Annotated in this window: 8 protein-coding genes and 2 pseudogenes; 7 read left to right on the top strand and 3 right to left on the bottom strand. The window is 67.3% G+C overall.

Features of this window, described 5'->3' with window-relative positions; all coding sequences use genetic code 11:
• Positions 1-514: 514 nt before the first annotated feature.
• The gene (locus ABZ454_RS37970; RefSeq protein ID WP_359543998.1) at positions 515-1,972 is read left to right on the top strand and encodes a hypothetical protein; all 1,458 of its coding nucleotides are present in this window, start codon (positions 515-517) and stop codon (positions 1,970-1,972) included.
• 16 nt (positions 1,973-1,988) lie between these two features.
• On the opposite strand, the gene ABZ454_RS37965 is transcribed toward ABZ454_RS37970, so the two are convergent.
• On the bottom strand, positions 1,989-3,470 hold the full coding sequence (locus ABZ454_RS37965) for a hypothetical protein (RefSeq protein ID WP_359543997.1): 1,482 nt from the start codon (positions 3,468-3,470) through the stop codon (positions 1,989-1,991).
• A 1,023-nt stretch (positions 3,471-4,493) separates the two neighbouring features.
• On the opposite strand from ABZ454_RS37965, the gene ABZ454_RS37960 reads away from it, so the two are divergent.
• The 3 genes from ABZ454_RS37960 (at position 4,494) to ABZ454_RS37950 (ending at position 13,612) form a co-directional block, all read left to right on the top strand.
• Positions 4,494-5,531 carry a serine hydrolase gene (locus ABZ454_RS37960; protein WP_359543996.1) on the top strand — a complete coding sequence of 346 codons (1,038 nt, stop codon included), beginning with the start codon at positions 4,494-4,496 and terminating at the stop codon, positions 5,529-5,531.
• Between the two features lie 434 nt (positions 5,532-5,965).
• The gene (locus tag ABZ454_RS37955; protein WP_359543995.1) at positions 5,966-8,884 is read left to right on the top strand and encodes a hypothetical protein; all 2,919 of its coding nucleotides are present in this window, start codon (positions 5,966-5,968) and stop codon (positions 8,882-8,884) included.
• Positions 8,885-8,920: 36 nt separating this feature from the next.
• Complete coding sequence (locus tag ABZ454_RS37950) at positions 8,921-13,612, top strand: peptidoglycan-binding domain-containing protein (RefSeq protein ID WP_359543994.1); 4,692 nt, start codon at positions 8,921-8,923, stop codon at positions 13,610-13,612.
• Positions 13,613-14,227: 615 nt separating this feature from the next.
• On the opposite strand, the gene ABZ454_RS37945 is transcribed toward ABZ454_RS37950, so the two are convergent.
• Positions 14,228-16,171 carry a tetratricopeptide repeat protein gene (locus ABZ454_RS37945; RefSeq protein WP_359543999.1) on the bottom strand — a complete coding sequence of 648 codons (1,944 nt, stop codon included), beginning with the start codon at positions 16,169-16,171 and terminating at the stop codon, positions 14,228-14,230.
• Between the two features lie 109 nt (positions 16,172-16,280).
• Here ABZ454_RS37945 and ABZ454_RS37940 point away from each other — a divergent pair.
• Positions 16,281-16,760: pseudogene (locus ABZ454_RS37940) on the top strand (IS5 family transposase); the annotation flags it as partial.
• 14 nt (positions 16,761-16,774) lie between these two features.
• Here the strand turns inward: ABZ454_RS37940 and ABZ454_RS37935 are convergent.
• Positions 16,775-17,188 (bottom strand): helix-turn-helix domain-containing protein, encoded by a 414-nt coding sequence (locus ABZ454_RS37935; protein ID WP_359543993.1) that lies wholly within the window; start codon positions 17,186-17,188, stop codon positions 16,775-16,777.
• A gap of 101 nt (positions 17,189-17,289) precedes the next feature.
• On the opposite strand from ABZ454_RS37935, the gene ABZ454_RS37930 reads away from it, so the two are divergent.
• Both ABZ454_RS37930 and ABZ454_RS37925 read left to right on the top strand, forming a co-directional pair.
• A complete protein-coding gene (locus ABZ454_RS37930; protein WP_359543992.1) occupies positions 17,290-18,141 on the top strand; it encodes an alpha/beta fold hydrolase in 852 nt (283 codons plus the stop codon).
• A gap of 291 nt (positions 18,142-18,432) precedes the next feature.
• Positions 18,433-18,612, top strand: a pseudogene (locus tag ABZ454_RS37925) (sigma factor); the annotation flags it as partial.
• Positions 18,613-18,722: the final 110 nt, after the last annotated feature.

Below are 18,722 nucleotides of genomic sequence, written 5' to 3'. Positions count from 1 at the left end.
CGTGCACGCAGTTGGCCGACCAGGCTCCACGAAGCGACGCACGAAGAAGTCAACAACCCCGCGTCCACGCCGCACAGGTTAAAGATCAAGTTAGCTTCTCGCCAGCCGGATGGCAGGTCGGCGACCGCCGTCGCTTCCTCCCCTCTGGTCAGGGAGAAGTGGACGACTCGTGTCTTGGCCGCGCCAGCCTGCGGTCAGGGCAGGGAACGGCCCTGGTGGAACAGAGCCGGTCAGCGTGGCCGCCGGGGCAGTGGGGGTAGCCCCTCTCTGTGCAGGGAAGCCGCGCCACAGACCTCATAGCGCCACGACCGTCTCTCTGGACGTGAAATCTTCCGTGGCAGTTGCCAGGCCCTCCAGCGGGTGATCGGCACCGCCCTCAGCACACCGGGCCGTGGCCGCCGGCCGGCGGGCGGTGGGGTCGCAGCGACCGCTCACGGTGAGACGGGTGACCCGCGTGACGGCAAACGGGGGAGCCCCGCGTGCAGGATGCCGGCTCCGGTTCGATTCTGTGGTCATGAGTATCCGCCCATGGGTCATCGTGGAGCCGCCGGACAGCCGTGGTCTTCGCCGCGTCACCATCGGCGGCGAGACGGTCGGCAGGGTCTGGTCACGGGCTGAGCTGCGAAGATTACTCGGCCGCCGAGGTTACCCCGAGCACATGGATCTGGATGATCCGGCGTCCGTGTGCTGGCGCGGGGGCGATAGCAGGACCTGGCTCGACCGGCCCTGGAAAAGGCACTCGATCAAGACACTCATGATGATCGGCCTGCTCGTTTCCATGGTTTTCAATGCAGTCATCGGATGGCCGGACGCCTCGGGGGCTTCGACGTTCGCGCAACGGATCACCGGAGTGTTGTTCGTCCTCTCGGGCGGGGTGCTGGGAGTTTCGGCGCTCGCGGCAGTCGACTACTGGGGGAGACGACACTTCAAAGTCTCCGGAGCGCTTGTTCTGCTCGGGGCGATCATCGTGCTGGCGACTGACAGTCTCCTACTTCTTCTCTGGTCCGAAGAACGGGAGTACACGCGCTATTTATTGGTCTACTTGCCGGCATGGTGCTGGTCGGTGTGGGCACTGCTTCTTCTTGTGAGACAGAGGTCGTGGAAGGGTGTACCACAACCCAGAAGATTCGCGGCCGGGGTGGTCGCCACAGCACTTCTGACGGCTGTGAGTCTTGCGTATTCAACCATGTACCAGCCTGCGGCCGCTCCCATGTACTTCACTTTGCGGGCGAAATTCGGGAAGGCGTGGGAGGACAACCGTCACCTTCCCTTCGTGCACGTGCCTTTGACTCTCTATATGAAAAACACCGGAGGAATCCCGGTGTACATCATCAACGACATCTACACGGTCCGTGGCAGGGTCGCCTCATATTCTCTGGGGGAGAGGGACCCGGTGACGGAGTGGAGGGAGAGCGTCGGGAAACAGGGGGCGCGCGCGGGGGAGGCCGAACTCTACGTCGACCAACTCAAGTACACCACCATCAGCAGTGGAAAATTCTATGACGTCGGTAATTCTCTCGAGGTCGGACAGGAATACACTTTGGAGCGTGTGATTCAGCTTCCCAAGGACGTCGAGTATGACACTGTGAGTATTGAACTGAAAATCTCTTACATGAGGAAGGACCGTGGGAGGCTGGACGTGGAGGAGTTCAGGTCTCCTCATGCTTCGTGGAACGAAAATGACCCGAGCTACTACTGCGAGCCCGCGATATGCGGAGGGCAACTCGTGCACCGAGGTAGGGTGAGGCACAACGACAATCTCATCAATGTGACGCGCAAACCGCGTTTCGTGACCGCTGTCTGGTCCCCGAGCGGCCGGTTCATCTCCTCGATCTCCTCCTTGCCGTACAGTTTCTCCGCATTGGGTGACTATGGGGAAGAAAGGAGGGAGCTGGAGAGATACGGAGCTGCGAGGGCCCGAGCTGATGCAGAGATCTCCATGGCCGAACTGTTGAAATCCGCCGGAGTCTGACCCGTCACCCGCGGCATCACTCGCTGCTTTCCGTGAGCCAGGTGCCCGCCGTAACTCCGAACTCCTCGTCAAGATACGTGGCAGTCTGCTCGCAGTACAGGGCCGAGGCTCCCAGACTCCCGAACAGTCTGTCGTGCGGCACGAGATCGGCGAGCTCGGTGACGAGTGGTATGACCTCGAACGGTCCCTGAGCCTGCTCATTGTTCCGCAATTGGGCGAGGACGTTCAGCGTGTCGTTGCCCTTTTCGCTTGCCTTCGCCTTCCAGAAGTCCTTGATCCCTTCGTCCTTCCACCGGGCAGGAACCAGCTTCTTCAACCCGCTCCTGAGTGCGGACTCGGGAGTGGACTTGAAGATGGCGCTGGTGCAGAGTGCGGCCGCCCTGCCGAGCGACTCCTCCGGGCGCTCCTGGGCGGTGGCGGCCTGCTCCTGCTGCTCCTTCATACGAGTGCTTTTCTCCGCCAGTTCCTTTGTCGCTTCGGATCTCTCCGTGTCCGACGTCCTGGGATCACTTATTTTCTTCAGCAGCGCGCTGACCTCCTGCGTGATCTTCGCAAGCTGTTCTCGGTCCGCCGGCGGTGTCCTGTGGTCGTGCATGATGTCCGAAGAGGAGCTGACCGGCAACAAGGTGTTGAAAGCGGTCTGCCTGGAACTCTTGACTACAGGCGCGTTTCGGCTTTCGTCCGCCGAGCTGTCCTGCGGTCCGCTCCGGCCGTTCTCCACAGCGTCGGTCGTATCCTTCACTATGGCGATCATCCGGTCCCGCAGGGTCCGTGGCGTCCCGGGATCGCAGATCATGTCCAGGGTGGAGGTGGTCCGTGCGACCACCAGGATGAGCAGGGACCGTTCTTCGGTCGGTACCCGCGGGCCGCTGACCACCTTGAGCGTCGCAGTCACCTGCTTCACTATCCCGGTCAATTCCTTCCGCAGCCCGGGAGGTGTTTTCGGGTCAATGATGGCTGCCAGTGCGGTGGACAGATTCTTCGCGCTCTCGGTGACGCCCTGCCTGTCCTGCGGCGAAGTCCGTGGATCCTCGACCATGTCGATGATGGTGATCAGCGTTTCCACGGTCGACGTGAGTTCTTCTGGAACGCGTTCCTTCTCCTCGGTCAGGGCAGTCGTCGCCTGGTCGATGTCTTCCTTCTGTTCCGGTGGGGGTTCGGTCTTCTGTCCGTCCGTGTCGCCCGGGTCTGTCGGCCCAGTGGAGTCGGACGTCCCAGGCGAGGTGGGGGACGAAGACGTCGAGGGCTTGGTCGGATCGGATGAAGGCGCGGAGTCCGGTGGCGAGAAGGGGGGCGTCGTGGGTTTCTTCGGTTCGCTCGGCGTGGGGGGAGGAGACGGTGGAGGATCCGTCCTCTGAGCCGATGCTCCGTCATGGCGCCCGTTCGGGATCCGGGAATCCGCTGCCGCGATCGTGAGGCTTGTCGGCAACGCAAGGGCCGCAGCCAAGATGGACGCACTGGCCGCGTGAAAGATGTGTTGCCGAGAGATTTTGGCCATGAGGGCTCCAGATACGCTGTGCGTCGAACTGCCCAGTTGTCGCAGATTCTTCCCGTGAGCCACCGCTTCAGAAATGCGGAGCTGGAAGACCGCAGAGCCGATATCAAACTACTCTTCACCTGTCCGGTGCATTCCGCAACGGGAATACCTGGGCCCCAGCGCTACCCGCCCACGGCCCGCTGACGCGTCTGTTGGAATGGCTGGAAGCGAACCCCTCCGCCGCACAACTTGATCGGGAGTACGACAACCAGGATCTGATAGCCGAGTCCGTCAGGGACCGAGGTGTCCAGCAGGGAGATGCGTTCGATACGACCCCGCCGAGCCGCTGCACGATCTGCTCCATCTTCGGCAGCGTGAACGCGTTCGTGGCGATGGTGAGGCGTGCGCCGGACGCCGCGATCCGGCGGATCTCGCGCTCTCCGCGCGTGGAGACGGGCGCGGACCGCAGTGCGATGTCCGTGGCCGTGTCGCTCGCGACGGTGTCGGTGAGCGGGCGGAGTGGTCCGCCGACGACGCCGGGGGTCGGTGACGAAGTCCTCGAAGCCCTGCTCATGGGTTTCCCCCTCGCCGCCGATGTTCACTTTCCGCCCGACGCCCGGATTGACCAGCGTGGCGATGTGGTCGACCGGGTGCCCGCTGCCGTCCCCCGTCGCCCAGGCCGTGCTCCGCCGGCTCGTCCAGCGCGTCGTCGCCATCCCCTGGGAGCTGTTGTCTTCCCGCGTGCGAGCGCCGGGTTCTGCCGGCCAGCCGCGGAGTCACGCACTCCGCCGAGCAGGTACGAGGGGCTCTGCATCTCGTCCCTGTCGTACCACCGTCAGGACCGTCAGGTCGGTAGAGGGGCAGTGCTCCCGGAGCCCAGGCCATCCGGATGCGAGGGCAGTGCCGATGGGCCACCCTGGACGTACGAGCGAAGGTGGCACGGTGACGGGATCCCTGGTCGCGAGTGGCTGATTTCGCGGACACCTTCGGTTTCGCCGCCGGGAGTCGGTCTGCCCGGGACCCGGCCGGACTCTGGAGCCCACCATGGCGATCTTCCCCGACCTGAAGTCTGACCTGCTCGGTCCTGACGCGGACCTTCAACAAGCCCTCGACAACGCGTTGGCCGCCTCCCCGCAAAGCCTCAGCGGTACGCCCATGGGCATCGTCGCACTCAATGACTCCGCGCCCCATGGCTTCGCCGGACACCGCGAGAGCGAGATCCATTTCTCCGCGAGCCTGCTCAAGGCAACGTCGATGTGGGCATCGTTCGAACTCCTGCGAGCCGCCAACGAACTCGTCGCTGAAAAGCAGCCTCCGCCAGCCGACGTCATTCCCCTGTTGCACAGCGAATTCGACGACATCATCAACGATGTCCGTGTGGTGCAGCTTGCCGGCGTCAACCTCACCGGATTCATACTTCCCCGGTGGGAAAAGGTTTTCACCGCGCAGGCGGATTCCACCGTCACGTTCTCCACCGACTTTCAGACGAATCTCACCGCTTCCGTCGCCGACGGCGACGACGTGGCGACGGGAGCAGTGGTGCACGGTCTCGGCTTCGGCTATCTCACGGAAGGGGCTGCCACCGCGGGGTTCTTCGACGAGAACGCCACCGGCACGCCCCAGACCGCCGACGGCATGTGGCTGTGCGGGGACTTCGCCAACGGGTTCCCACCGCAACGCATCCCGTGTGTCAACGACACGCCCACCGCGCAGGGAACGTCCGTCCGACAGATGGCCCGCCTCTTCACCTTCCTGGCCGGTGACGCGCCCCTGGTCGACGGACCGAGCGACGAGGCCATGCTGGATCTCCTGACCAAGGCCGTGCAGCGCGGGCACACCTTCCTGGACCGTGACACGACCGTCCAGTTCAGCATGCTGCAATCGAAGATCGGCCTTGCCTCTGTCCACACCGGTACTCCCGCTCAGCAGGTGGTGGCGTCGGAAGCGGCGATCGTCCGGGAGAACTCCACAGGAAGCCGCTTCGTCCTGGTCTTCCAGAACCGGGCGTTCGCCAATGACGCGTCCATCAAGCCGGTTTCACAGGTGTTCGACGCCGCGATCGCTGCTTTCCTCTTTCCCTGACCGCGACAGCCGGTGCGTCGGACCCTCAAGTCCCCCTCGATGCGCACGGGTTCGCACTCCCGGTGCGCGCCGACGCAGACAGCAGCCGCGCCGCCGCCCGGTGGCGGGGATCCGCCACCGGAGTGAGCATGGAAGAGGTGTGAGCGGCGTCGCCGCGGTTCCTACCCCCCACGACCTCGGATGAGGCGTTCGTCATGTCATTCAACCCCTCTCGCTCCGTCTCCATACGGCTGTGGCATGAGCTGCGGAACCATCCCGGTGGAGACCACCGCGGTCACCCTGGCGGAGGGTTCAGTGGCGGCCAAGACGGGGGAGGGGGTGGGAGGCGGCCTCATCCACCTGGGCCGGACCCCCACCCCGGCAGGCCGCCGGACAACGGACCGCACGACGAGGACGGCGCGGACGGGCCGTTTCGGGTGGTGCGGCCAGCCGACATGCTCGTCGTCGACATAGGCCTGGTCAATCTGCGATTCGACGGCCATCGCCTCGTACGGCGGGACCCCGGTGCGCCCACGCTCATCCTCGTCGGGCTGCCACCGCAGCATGTGCTGGAAGAAGTCCCCCCGCCGGTGGCCACCGTCGCCACCGCACTCGGTCCCATGCAGGCCGTGACCGCGGGCTCGACCCAGTTGGCCTTCTCGGTGCCGGCCGACATCGACGGCCTGGAGCTGTCGCTGACCTCGTTGCTCAACTGGGCGCGTCTGGTGCCGATGACGGTGCCGGCGGGTCTGCGAAGCCCGGATACGGCAGGGTCCACGGTCTTCCAGGGCATCCCCAGAAGTGTCATCGAATTTCCGGCCCGACTGCTGATCACCTACGACGAGCCCGTGGACTGGGTGGGCCGACAGGAGCCCCAACAGGTCGACGGGCGTACCGCGTTGTGGCACACCCGGCTGCACGGTGCACGCGACGGCGAGGTGCTGCTACGGGCTTTCGCGACCGTCGCGGACCGCAGCGGACTGACCGCCAACAACCCGCTGACCGTCGAGAAACTGGAGGACATCGTCACCCTCACCAGCCGGGCGGAACTGTCCGGACCGGGCGGCGGCCTGCCCATCGAAGTCCCCAGCGCACCGTTGCAGGCCGAGCAGTTCATCATCACCCCCATGGGCGCTTCCGCCCACCTGCGCGGTGCCTGGGAGCCCCTGTCGTCGACCGCCCAGGGCCAGTTCCAGGAACTCGGGAAACGGGCCCCGAACCTGGCGGCGTACGACCACATCACCGGGCTGGGGCGGGACCAGTACATACGCGTCGTCAGCCGCGGCCGCTTGTCCACCGGGCATGAAGCCCTGCTCGTTTCGGAACTCAGACGACTCTTCGTCGCGCGCCCGAACGACGGAATCGTCGCCTACCTGCAACGAGAGGACCGCGTCGTCGTCAAGCAGCCGGATTTCCAGTACGGACCGGAGTCCGGTTTTACGCACGGAGGACGCGAAATGCCCTTCCGCGCACTGCGCATCACCGACCGCGTCACCCCACCGCTTCACCAGCCAGTGCCTGACAACGACGCCTTCTGGGTGGTTCAAAGCTCCGGCGACGACCACGAGTTCACCGTGATCGGTACGGACCACGAGAATCGGAAGATCAGCTTCACCATGCCGCTGGTGTTCGTTCCCGACAGCCTGACACAGGCCGTACAGGAAGCGCGGTTGCAGCAGCTGTATGCGGGGGACCTCCACACGCCCACCCCGAACGCGACCGACCAGAAGCTGATGAGCCGCATGAACCGGTCGATGGGCGGCCAGGTCATGGCCATGGCACAGCCGCCCGCCGGAGCCCCCGGCAGCACGAGCCACGCGGTCGGCAAGCTGACCTTCGGGCTGGGGGTCACGGGCCCGGCGGGCCGCCCCGTGGTCGGCCTGCCCCACGTATCCGCCGCGGAGGTCCGCGTCCCCGCCGTCGAGCAGTTCACCCCGAACGCCGGATATCTCGCGGCGACATTCAATGACACCTTCCTCCGACAGAGCATGGAGAAGCATCCGGCGGGCGCGTACCTGAGCCTGGACCAGGCGGTCGGCCTCACCTTCGGGGCGGAGAAGGCCGGCGGAGTCGCCAGCCCCAACGCCTCGGTCAAACTGATCACCAGCCAGGCGGGCGTCATCCCGGACGTATTCAAGACAGGAACCGCCGGGGACGTCGTCGACGCGCTTCCCCTCACCGACATCAAAGCGGCCTTCGGCGGCGCGAAACTGCTCGGTTTCATCGATCTCGGCCGGTACCTGCAAAGCATCGCCAAGGACAGCCTCGGCGCGCTGCGGCAACTCGGCGACGACCAGATCGAGGCCATCCTGCGCGCCCCCAATGGCCTGCTGCCGGCGCCCGTGCTCCGTATCCGTGACCTGGCGGACGGGCAAGGCAAGGAACTGCGCTACGTGTGGAAGACCGCCCTGGGAAAGCGGGACGTGCTGCAGGGGGACGACTCGAAGGACATCCTCGACGTGTCCCATGCCGTGCTGACCCTGGACGCCCGGACCGTCCGCTCGAAAGACGCCGTCGACAAAGCCAGTGTGGAGGGACGACTGACCGACTTCGCGCTGAACTTCGGTGGAATGGCCAAGGTGGAGATCGCCGACCTGAAGTTCAGGACCGGGCCGGGAAAGAAGCCCGACGTGACGGCTACCGGTCTGGAACTGAAGTTCAGCAACGAGTTGGAATTCATCAACAGCCTGCGCAGCGCCCTGCCCGCCGACGGTTTCGGCGGCGGTGCCTACGTCGAGGTACAGCCCAGCGGAATCCGCGCGGGCTACAAACTCGCGCTTCCGGCCATCGGCGTCGGCGTCTTCACCCTGTCGAACGTCGCGCTGGGTGCCGAGCTGGTGATCCCGTTCGACGGCAAACCGGTCTCGTTCCGCTTCTCGGTCTCCGAGCGGTCGCATCCCTTCAACGTCAGCGTCTCCCTGTTCGGTGGCGGCGGCTACTTCTCCATGCTGGTCGATGCGACAGGCGTCCAACAGATCGAGGGCGCCATAGAGTTCGGCGGCAGCGCGGCCCTGAACCTCGGAGTCGCCAGCGGTGGTGTGTCGGTCATGGCGGGCATCCGCTTCGAGTTCGACGGAGCCATCGACAGGGTCTCCCTGAGCGGATACCTGCGCTGCAACGGTTTTCTGTGCGTACTGGGCATCATCACGGTATCCGTCGAATTCTATCTTGAGCTCACGTACGAGAAGCACGGTCGCGAGTCGGTGGTCCGGGGCAGGGGCACCCTCACGGTCAGCGTGCGGATCGCCTTCTTCAGCAAGTCCGTCTCGCTGGAGCTTGAACGCAGCTTCTCCGGCGCGCCGGCCGACCCCACCTTCGCCGACTGCGTCCTGCCACGCCACTGGCACGAGTACTGCCTGGCGTTCGCCCCGTGAAACCTGCCGACCCCGTGAGCCCCGTGGGAGACGACGATGCCATTCGAACAGCACATCAACTGGACCGTTCTCCCCGCCGGGTTCTCGGACGACGGCACCCAGCTCAGGGTGTCGGTGTTCATCGCCCCCCGGCTGACCACGACCGACCAGCCTCAGGGAGACGTGTCCGACCAGCAGATCCTCAGCACGCTCGGTGACTTTCCCGACTTCGTCACCTGGCCGGAAAGGGTCAAGGCGGCGACGTTCGAGTTCGCCACCGGGGAGGACGATTCCGCGTTGTCCACGTCCTTCACCGGCCGACTCGACCCGCAGGGACCGGCCCCCGATGCCGACCTGTGGAAGAAGCTCTTCACCGAGGACACTCCGCTGGCGTTGTTCGTCTTCAAGAGCATGAACATGGATGACGGCCACACCTACCCGGCCAGAGAAGTCAGCCGCTTCACCCGGCGTACCTACGCCCAGGCGGCGAAGATGTCACCCGAGAAGGCGCCCGTGACCGGGAGCGTGATGCGCTCGCTCAGTGGTGTCTCACCGGACGTCGAGGGCGTGGCCGCGGGGCCCGATGCCATGCCGGAGGCCCTGGCCGCACTGAACGCCTTCCACACGCTCCCCAGGGCGCCCACGATCGCCGCCGACGAGGAGACGTCCCCGGCGCCGCCGACGGAGTTGTCGCATCCCGACTTCCACCAGATGCTCACCTCACTCGGCGACCACCCGAAGCTGCTCCGGCGCCTCGGACTGGTCCTGGACTTCCTCCTGCCGGCCGACCGGCTGCCCGTCTCCTCGGGCGAACGGTTCCTGACCGTCGTTCCCCATTGGGCCGACCCGCACGAACACTCACACGACGTGTGCCCCCACACGTTCTACGTCTTCCTCCCGGACCGTCACGTCCTTGTCCCAGGGGCCAAGTCCCGCACGGCCGCCGACCCGCTGGCTTCGCCGGCCCGCGGCGTGCTGGAGCTGCCCGAGAAGGACTTCTCCCTCGAGCAGGCGGACATCGACGGCGCCGCGATGAAGATCGCCGCGCACATCAGGGCGCCGGGCTCCTCGGACGCCAAGGGACTGTCCCCGGTGCGGACCCATGGGATCTCGCTGGTCAGGGACCAGCGCAAGGAGATCCTCAAGAAAGAGTTGAATCGGGCGGTCGACCACGACAAGGCCTTCACCCAGGTGCTTGCGGACGCGAAGTCAGTGGCGCGGGACCCGCAGGCCCCGGGCGCCGCACCGCCGCTCCCGCCCGCCCCCAAGCTGGTCGCCGAGGATTTGGTCCGCGGCCACCGGATGGACATCTGGGACGAGGAACGGCAGCGCTGGTTCTCGCTGCACGAGCGAGACGTCGAGTACCGGCAGCCGGACGGCGGGTCACTCCTCTTCACGGCCTCCGACGAGGGTTTCTTCCAGGCGAACCTGATCTCGCTGCCACCCGGGATGGGCGACGACAAGCCCTACGTACCCGAGCAGCTGGTCACCTGGGAAGGATGGGCACTGTCCGCGCCCCGCCCAGGCCTGGTGCTGGACATCGATGAGGGATCAACCGAGGCACACCGGCCCCCCAATCAGCCGGTGGAGGTCAGCAACAAGGCGATGACGGCACTGCCGCTGGAGATCACGTCCAAGGTGCGGCCCGGCTCGCTGGCCAGGCTGCGGTTCGGCCACCAGTACCGGGTGCGGCTGCGGACGGTCGACCTGGCGGGTAACGGCCCCACCCTGGCGGAAGCCGATGCCCTGATGGGCCAGAAGGACCTGGCCCTCCCTGGTGACGGGCTGCTGACGTTCCAGAGGTACGAGGCCGTCCCGGCGCCGGCGGTGGCTCCCAGACTGCCACTCGCGGAAGGCGCCTCGGCCTTCCGGATGGTGATCCGCAGCAGCCCCGGCTCCGGGCCGCCTGCGGCCGCTGCCCCCGGCCCCCTGGAGAATCAGGTGACGGTCGTGCTGGCCGAAGTCCACATCGGCAAGACCAATGACGATGTCCGCATCGTCCAGGAGGCCCTCATCGCCCAAGGACACAGCCTTCTGGGTGGCGCTGACGGTGTCTTCGGCGATCAGACCCAGGCCGCCTACGCCGCCGAGCAACGTGTGCAGGGGTTCGAGGGGAGCGATGCCGACGGGCGCCCCGGCTGTCAGTCCCTCACCGAACTCGGCCGCAAGAGCGGCTTCGTGGTCGACTGCGCCGCCGGCCCCGGGGGAGCCGGTGATCACACAGGCGCTGAAGGCCAGGACACGGGCAGGACAGCGGAGCAGTACGCCGCGGACTTCAACCGGTCGCGACTGGTCACCGAGGAAGGGCACCTCCCGTACCAGGGGGTGGACGAACGCCATGTGGTGGCGCCCAAGGCTTCGCTGCGGTGCGTCGAGTGGCACGGCCTGCTCGACGAGGCCATCGGTTCCACCGATCAGCGGGCCCAGGAAGCGCTCTACGAGCTCGCCAAACGGGAGAGCGGCGCGCTGAACGATCCGGCCCTGCCGGATGTGCGACTGGAGCCGATCCCGTCACCGGCGGCGGACCCCGGAAACCCGGCGGTGACCGCCCTGCACACGGGCGCGCAGGTTGACGTGCCCTACCTTCCCGACCCGCTAGGCACGGAAGCGGTCTTCTTCGACCTGCCGGGAATGCCCGCAGGCGAGCCCTTCACGGTGCCCTGGGGCGGTGACGTCTGGCACCGCCCCAGGTCCTTCCGGCTGAGGCTGGCCGAAGGGACCGAGCCGCCTCGCTTCGACGAGGATTCCCGCGTGCTGACGGTGTCACTGCCGAAAGGTGCCGTCGCGACCGTCCGGTTGTGCTCCGGCATCGACTTCGACGAAAAGGTCATGGGCATGGCCTCGTGGTGCCGGGAGGAGGTGGCGCCGGCACCGGGACTCGTGCCGGAGACGGAGGCGGAGGCGGCGGCAAGGAAGGCGGCAGAGCAGCGGAGAACCGACCACGCGCTGGAAATGGCCGCGGCCGGTCGACACTGGATGTTCACCCCCTGCCAGGAACTGACGCTCGTCCACGCCGCACAACAGCCCTTGAAGGCACCGGTGTTGACCCTGTCGCCTGTGGCGGCGCCGCGTGCCCCCAACGCGACGGCCGAGCACCTCGCCGGCACCTTCGCGCTGGACGAGGACAGCACGGACCGGATCGACCTGGTCGCGGAATGGACCGAGGTGACGGACGCCGGGCCCTCAGGCCGCGACACCCGGGACATGGCCGTCCCGGTGTTCGACCTGCTGACGGCGAGGGTGAGCCGGGAAGGAACCCCCGGAACCGAACCCGCCATCCTCCGGAACGGCGTCCTGACCTTCAGCACCAAGGCGGCCGAAGAACGGGCAAAGGCGGCCGCGGACAAGGCGAAGGCACTCGAGGAAGCGGCCCCGACGGCCGAGGACAGAGCGAAGGCGGAGGCGGAGGCGCTCAGGATCCCTCCCGTACCTCAGAAGCACGAGTTCGGCGATACCAAACACCGGAAGGTGAGCTACCGCCCGGTGGCCGGCAGCAGGTTCGGCGACTACTTCCCTCCGCAGTTCGCCGCACCCGGCCAGAACGCGCTGACCGTACGGGGGGAGGCGAAGGAGTACTCGGTGCCGAGCAGTGCGCCGCCCACTGCACCACGACTGCTGTATTGCGTGCCCACCCTGTCCCTGGAGCGCCTGCAGCATGTCGACGGACCGCCCGGCGCCATCGTCCACCGCCGACGAGGCGGCGGCATCCGGGTCTTCCTCGACCGTCCCTGGTTCTCCTCCGGAGATGGCGAGCTGCTCGGCGTGGTCCTCGGTGAGCCTCCGGGCGGAGACCCGACTTCCGTACGGGATGCCCAGGTCACCCTGATGGGCCGTGACCCGATCCACCGTTCCGCGCCGGTCGTCGCCCCGACCGCGGACATGTTCACCAATTCGGTGCGGCAGTCCGGGAAACTGCCCCTCCACACGCCTTCAGGCCCGCTCGCCGTCACGGTCGTCGGCTTCACCCCGCAGTTCGACACGGACCAGATGGATGAAACGGGCAACAAGGGCGGCCGCTGGTTCTGCGACCTGGACATCGACACCGGGGACGCCTGCCTGCCCTTCGTCCGGCTCGCCCTGGTCCGCTACCAGCCGGATTCGATCCCCGGAGCCGAGATCTCCCAGGTCGTCCTCGCCGACCTGGTGCGCACTCTGCCCGACCGGGAACTGCTGGTCACGCCCGGCACATCGCTGTCGGTCAGCGTCACCGGCCCCTCCTGGGACCCCACCGGCTCACCGGCGCCGCAGATCACAGCCGCGTTGCAGCGCCGGAACAGTGCCGTCGCCGACGAGGACCTTGGCTGGGTGACGCTCGAGGACACCTCTACGGTACTCACCTCGATCGACGCGGAGTCCTCCCGGAGGCCCTTCTACACGGGACAGATCCCGGTACCGCCCGTGCGGCACGGGGGGCCGCTGCGCCTGGTGGTCGTCGAGACCGAGGGCATCCGAGCCGACGGCCCCACCCCGCCCACGACCCCAGGCCCGGTCGTCTACTGCGACACCGTCAACCTCTCACCGGGGAGCGCTGAACCGGAAGGGCATGACGGGCCGGGCGATCACGACGGCCACGACGGCCACGACGGCCACGACGAAGATTTCGGGCCCGGTGATCATGGCGGGCACGAGGAGCATGGCGGGCCCGGTGATCATGGCGGGCACGAGGAGCATGGAGGGCCGGGTGATCACGGCGGACACGAAGGGCATGGCGGGCCCGGTGATCACGGCGGTGGGTTTGGACACGGCTGATCCCTTGGTACGAGGGGCCGGCTCGGTGGCCTGGGCGAGCCGAGCGAGCGCGGTCCGTGAGACGGCTCAGGCGTGTGGCCCAGGCGTGTGGCCCAGGGGATCGGCCCAGAGGGTCACCATGGTCCGCCGATCGGAGCAGTCGATTGTCAGCCCCACTGTCGTCTCCATGCAACACGACGGCGAGGACCGGACATCCTGAGATGAGACAGGAGTACGTAGCCTCCCGCCCCATCCGCTGCCCCGCCCGCCCCGCAGGCATCGAACAGAGGTGCCGGTCAGCCGCCCTGCCCGGCACCTCTGCGTTCCCAGCCGCGCACGACCACCACGGCGCCGCCCTCAGCAGCCGTAGCCCTGTTCACCCCAGCCGGACCAGCCGGACGATCCTTGCGAACGGGGCGGGGCACGGCCAGGGCCGGGGCCACAGGCTCGCTGGAACCCGTCACACAGGCTCGTCATCCCTGTACTGCGCATCAGTCCCAATTGAGGGGGCGTCACCTTGCGCACGCATGACCGCTTTGCCGCAGTTCTCACGGCCCGGAGGGAGAGCTCCAGATCCTTGCTCCAGCTGGGGCTGGGCCCCGCGCTACGCAGCGGAACTGCTCGCGGCCTGGCGACTCAGGCGCTGTGCGCGTTCAGCACCGCCTGGAACTGCTCGTGGGCTTCGCGGACACGGCCCGCTGCTGTGAAGGTGCGACCCAGACGGCTGCGGATGTCCGTCTCCAGCCAGTCGTAGCTGGGTTCCGTGAGGGGGGACAGCAGCGTGCGTTGTACGTGCAGCGCTTGGAGGTGTAGGCCGATGGCCTCCGTCAGGTTCCCCGTACCCTGCTCGGCCGTGCCCAGCCGAGTCAGGCTGCGCGCGCACAGGAAGATGTCCCCGCCTTGTTGCACCAGGTCGACCGCCTGACGGAGCAGCTGTTGGGCCTCGCGGTACCGGCCGAGGCGTAGGTGGACGTCGGCGGCGCAGCTCAGCGGCCGGCCCAGCATGCGGGGCCGGCCGTCGCGCTCGGCGTGGGCGTGGGCTTCGTTGAAGCAGGCCAGGGCCTCATCGTTCCGCTTCTGGAAGTAGTGGACCAGGCCGAGGATGACGTTCGCCATCGAGGCGACCCAGTCGCTGCGCAGGCTCGTGGCCAAATCCACAGCCCTGGTGACGTGGAGGACCGCCCGGTCGCCATGCCCCAGGCTCAACTCCGTGGCCCCGAGCCCTGCAAGCGCCCGGGCCTCCTCGTGCGGGGAGCGTAGGCTCCGGCTGATGTCCAGTGCCTCGGTCAACAGCGCACGAGCCTGGGTGTACTGCCGCTGGTACACGGCGGTGTAGCCGAGACAGTTCCGCAACGCGGCTGACATCCGTTCGTCGGTGGCCCTGTCGACACAGGCGAGGGCGAGCTCCAGCGCCGTCCGGGACTCGTGGTAGCGGCCCTGTCGTACGAAGTAGTCGCATAGCGCCTCGGCGAGCCAGCAGGCGTGGTTCACCTCGCCGAGTGCCGCCGCGTGTCCGACGACGTCAACCAGTTCACCACCGGCCGCGTCGAGCCACGCCTCGGCCTCCTGCCAGCTCGCGAAGTGGACGCCGACGGGCTCGGGCCCGGTGGGGAAGCCGCGGGGCCCCCAGTCACTGGTGGTGCGGGCCGCGTCCAGGTACAGGCCGAGTACGGCCGCGCGGCTGGTTGCCGCCTCGTGCGGTGCGCACTCCGCGACGCGACGCGCGTGAAGACGCACCAGGTCGTGCAGTCGGTAGCGCCCCGGCCGCGGCTGCTGGACAAGGCTCGCGTCGACCAGGCTCTCCAGGAGCCTCTCGGTCTCGTAGGACGGCCGGTCGAGCATCGTCGACGGCGTCCGAAGGTCGAACTCGACCGTCGGTGCCAGCCCCACGGCTCGGAAACCGCGCTGCTGCTCCGTATCGAGCTGGTCGTACGACAGCCGGAAGGCGGCCTCCAGACTGCGGTCGCCGACGCTCAGTTCGCCGAGCCGCTGCTCGTCGCCCGCCATCCGGCCCACCAGGTACTCCACCGACCAGGAGCCGCGGCTCTGGAGTCGGGAGGCGGCGATACGCAGTGCGAGTGGCAGCCCGTCACACAGCCTGATCAGCCTTTGGGTGGCCGTCGGTACGCTGCTTGTGCGGTTCTCCCCGATGAGGTGCGTAAGCAGGGCCACCGCGTCCCCGCTGTCCAAGGGCTCCAGGGTGATCCGCCGGTCGGCGTCCAGTTCCGTCAGCCGCCGCCGGCCTGCCACCAGCACTCTGCTGTCGTCTCCTGCGGGCAGCAGGGGCCTCACCTGGTCGATGTCCAGGACGTCGTCCACCACGAGCAGCAGCCGCAGCGAACTGGTCGTCGCGCGCCAGACAGCGGTGAGTTCCTCAAGATCGCTCGGCAGCTGGCTGTTGGCCTGGCCCAGCGACCGCAGCAACCGCTGGAGCGCTTGCTCCGGCGACTGCCGGCGCTGGGTGCTGTACGCGCGGAGGTCCACGAACAGGCAGCCGTCCGGGTACTGGGCACTCAGCTCGCGGGCCGCCCGGACGACGAGGGCGGTCTTGCCGACCCCCGCCGTGCCGTCCACCGTCATGATCGACACGGATCCGGGCGTGGAAGGCGCGGTCAGCTGTGCCAGTTCGGCCTCCCGTCCGATCAGGCGCCCGCAAAAAGGGGCCCCGGCCGGCGAGCCGCACGACCACGCCATCGGCCGGTCCCGGGGAGGACTGACCACAAAGATCCATCTCGCGTCCGACACCCGCTGCCGGCCGCCGGCCTTTGTCCTGACCGCCGGACAGGCCGGCGACGCGCCTGCTTTCCCTGACGTGATGGCCCGACTTCGCGTCCCTCGCCCGCACGGGCGGCCCCGGACCAGGCCGGACACGGTGCTGGCCGACAAGGCGTACTCCTCACGCGCCATTCGCGAGCACTCGCGCAAGCGAGGTATCCGGGCCGTGATCCCCGTCCCGGCAGACCAGCGGGGCCACCGACTGCGGCGCGGCAGCCAAGGCGGCAGACCCCCGGCCTTCGACCGCGAGGCATACAAACAACGCAACACCGTCGAGCGATGCATCAACCGCTTGAAGCAGTAGCGCGATATCGACACCCGCTACGAGAAGACCGCCGAGATCTACCTGGCCGGACTCCACATCGCAGCGATCTTCCTGTGGTCAGCACGATGATCCAAACGAAACGGCTAGTCGTGGGGTGACTCGTTGGCTAGCTGATTGCTGCGGTCGATCTCCGGCATGTGTGTCTCGGCCCAGACTCGCAGGGCGGAGAGGGGTCCTTCGAGGGACAGGCCGAGCTCGGTGAGCCGGTAGTGAACGGCGGGTGGCACGGTGGGGTCCACTCGGCGCGCGACAAGGCCGTCGCGGACGAGGCTCTGCAGGGTGACGGAGAGCATCTTCTGTGAGATGCCGGAGACACGGCGCCGCAGTTCTGCGAAACGGAGCTCGTCCGGCGCCTGCTCGGCCAGCACCTTGATTGTCATCGACGTCCACTTAGTACCGATACGGTCGAGCAACTGGCGCGTCGGACAGAGCGGATTCAGCAAATCACCCCGCTCACCGGGCCGCCGGCTGGGTTCGCCGAGCCTCGATGTGGTCACTCAGGGCTCACCACCTGAAGGGAGAGTGCCGTCTTGGAGGAACCAGGGTAGTTCCTTAACGTGACGTGGTCACTACTCCTCACCACATCTGGAGCCTCTCCATGCCCGAGCTGCGGCGCGTCCTCGTCAATGGTGTCGAACTGAACGTCGCCCTCGCGGGATCGGGACCGGCCGTCCTGCTGCTGCACGGTTTCCCGCACACCTGGGAAGTGTGGACGGACGTCATGGCCGACCTGTCCAGCCGCTACCGCGTCATTGCACCGGACCTGCGGGGGTTCGGCGCGAGCGGCGGCACCGATTTCGGGTACGACGCGGGCACGCTGGCCGAGGACGCCGCGGCGCTTCTCGCCACGCTCGGCCTGTCCTCGGCTGCGGTGGTGGGCATCGACGCGGGCGCCGCGCCGGCCTTCCTCCTCGCCCTGCGCCGCCCTGATCTCGTCCGACGCCTGGCCCTCATGGAGTCCATTCTGGGCAGACTGCCCGGCGCTGAGGATTTCCTTGCCGACGGGCCGCCGTGGTGGTTCGGCTTCCACTCCGCCGCACCCGGCCTTGCCGAGACCGTCCTGGAGGGCCACGAGGCCACCTACGTCGACTGGTTTCTCAGTACGGGCACGCTCGGCGACGGGGTACGCCCTGCCCTCCGGGACGCCTTCGTCCGCGCGTACACCGGCCGCCAGGCGTTGAGCCGCGCGTTCTCGTACTACCGAGCGCTACCCGAGAGCGCGGTACAGATCGAGCAGGCAGTCGCCACGGCCCGCCTGACGGTGCCGACGATGACGTTGGGTGCCCGGCCCGTCGGTGCGGCACTGGAACACCAGCTCCGCCCTATCACCGACGATCTTTCCGGACACGTCATCGAAGACTGCGGCCACATCATCCCGCTGCACCGGCCGCGCACCCTACTCACGCTGCTGCGTCCATTCCTTGCCGGTGGGGACGCGCAAGCAGCGTGACCGGGGCCGGGGTGTTGACTCTCGCATCCGCGTCCAGGCGGGGAACCGCGTGCGACGCGGCCGGGCAGTCGGATGGCCACCCGCGTCGCTGGGCGCCTGAGCAGGAATCGCCACACGGTGGAAGGGCCTCAACGAGATCAAGATCCACCGGGTCGTCGCGAGCCGAAACGACCAACGCCCTACGTTTGCCTCGGCACCGACAGGTTGTTGCATCAGCCTCATCCGGCTCCGTACCTGCGGGGCCCGGCGGGACTTGAGCTGCTTCCGGTAGGGCGAAGAAGGAGCGTGCGCGTGGCTGCAGGAGATGGCGGCTTCGATACCCGGCTCGAACCGCTTCGCGCGGAACTGCTGGCCTACTGCTACCGGATGCTCGGCTCTTCCCACGACGCTGAGGAGCTGGTCCAGGACACGTTCCTGCAGGCGTGGCCGGCACGGGAGCGGTACGACGACACCCACAGTTCGCTGCGCACCTAGGCAGTTTCGTTTAGAAGTCATCTCATTTGGGTGACTCGGTATCCTGTGAGTCATGGTGGGGATCGTTGAGCGGCTGGTTCCGGACGAGTTGTGGGAGTTGTTCCAGC

Source organism: Streptomyces sp. NPDC005803, assembly GCF_040630435.1.
Lineage (GTDB): Bacteria > Actinomycetota > Actinomycetes > Streptomycetales > Streptomycetaceae > Streptomyces.
Note: the sequence above shows the minus strand (reverse complement) of the source record. Positions and strands in the feature narration are given on the sequence as shown.

What these genes read in the sequence shown, in the direction of transcription:
- ABZ454_RS37955 (WP_359543995.1), top strand. Translation starts at nt 5,966, where the DNA reads ATGCTCGTCGTCGACATAGGCCTGGTCAATCTGCGATTCGACGGCCAT.
- ABZ454_RS37930 (WP_359543992.1), top strand. Translation starts at nt 17,290, where the DNA reads ATGCCCGAGCTGCGGCGCGTCCTCGTCAATGGTGTCGAACTGAACGTC.
- ABZ454_RS37945 (WP_359543999.1), bottom strand. Translation starts at nt 16,171, where the DNA reads ATGACGGTGGACGGCACGGCGGGGGTCGGCAAGACCGCCCTCGTCGTC.
- ABZ454_RS37950 (WP_359543994.1), top strand. Translation starts at nt 8,921, where the DNA reads ATGCCATTCGAACAGCACATCAACTGGACCGTTCTCCCCGCCGGGTTC.
- ABZ454_RS37960 (WP_359543996.1), top strand. Translation starts at nt 4,494, where the DNA reads ATGGCGATCTTCCCCGACCTGAAGTCTGACCTGCTCGGTCCTGACGCG.
- ABZ454_RS37970 (WP_359543998.1), top strand. Translation starts at nt 515, where the DNA reads ATGAGTATCCGCCCATGGGTCATCGTGGAGCCGCCGGACAGCCGTGGT.
- ABZ454_RS37965 (WP_359543997.1), bottom strand. Translation starts at nt 3,470, where the DNA reads ATGGCCAAAATCTCTCGGCAACACATCTTTCACGCGGCCAGTGCGTCC.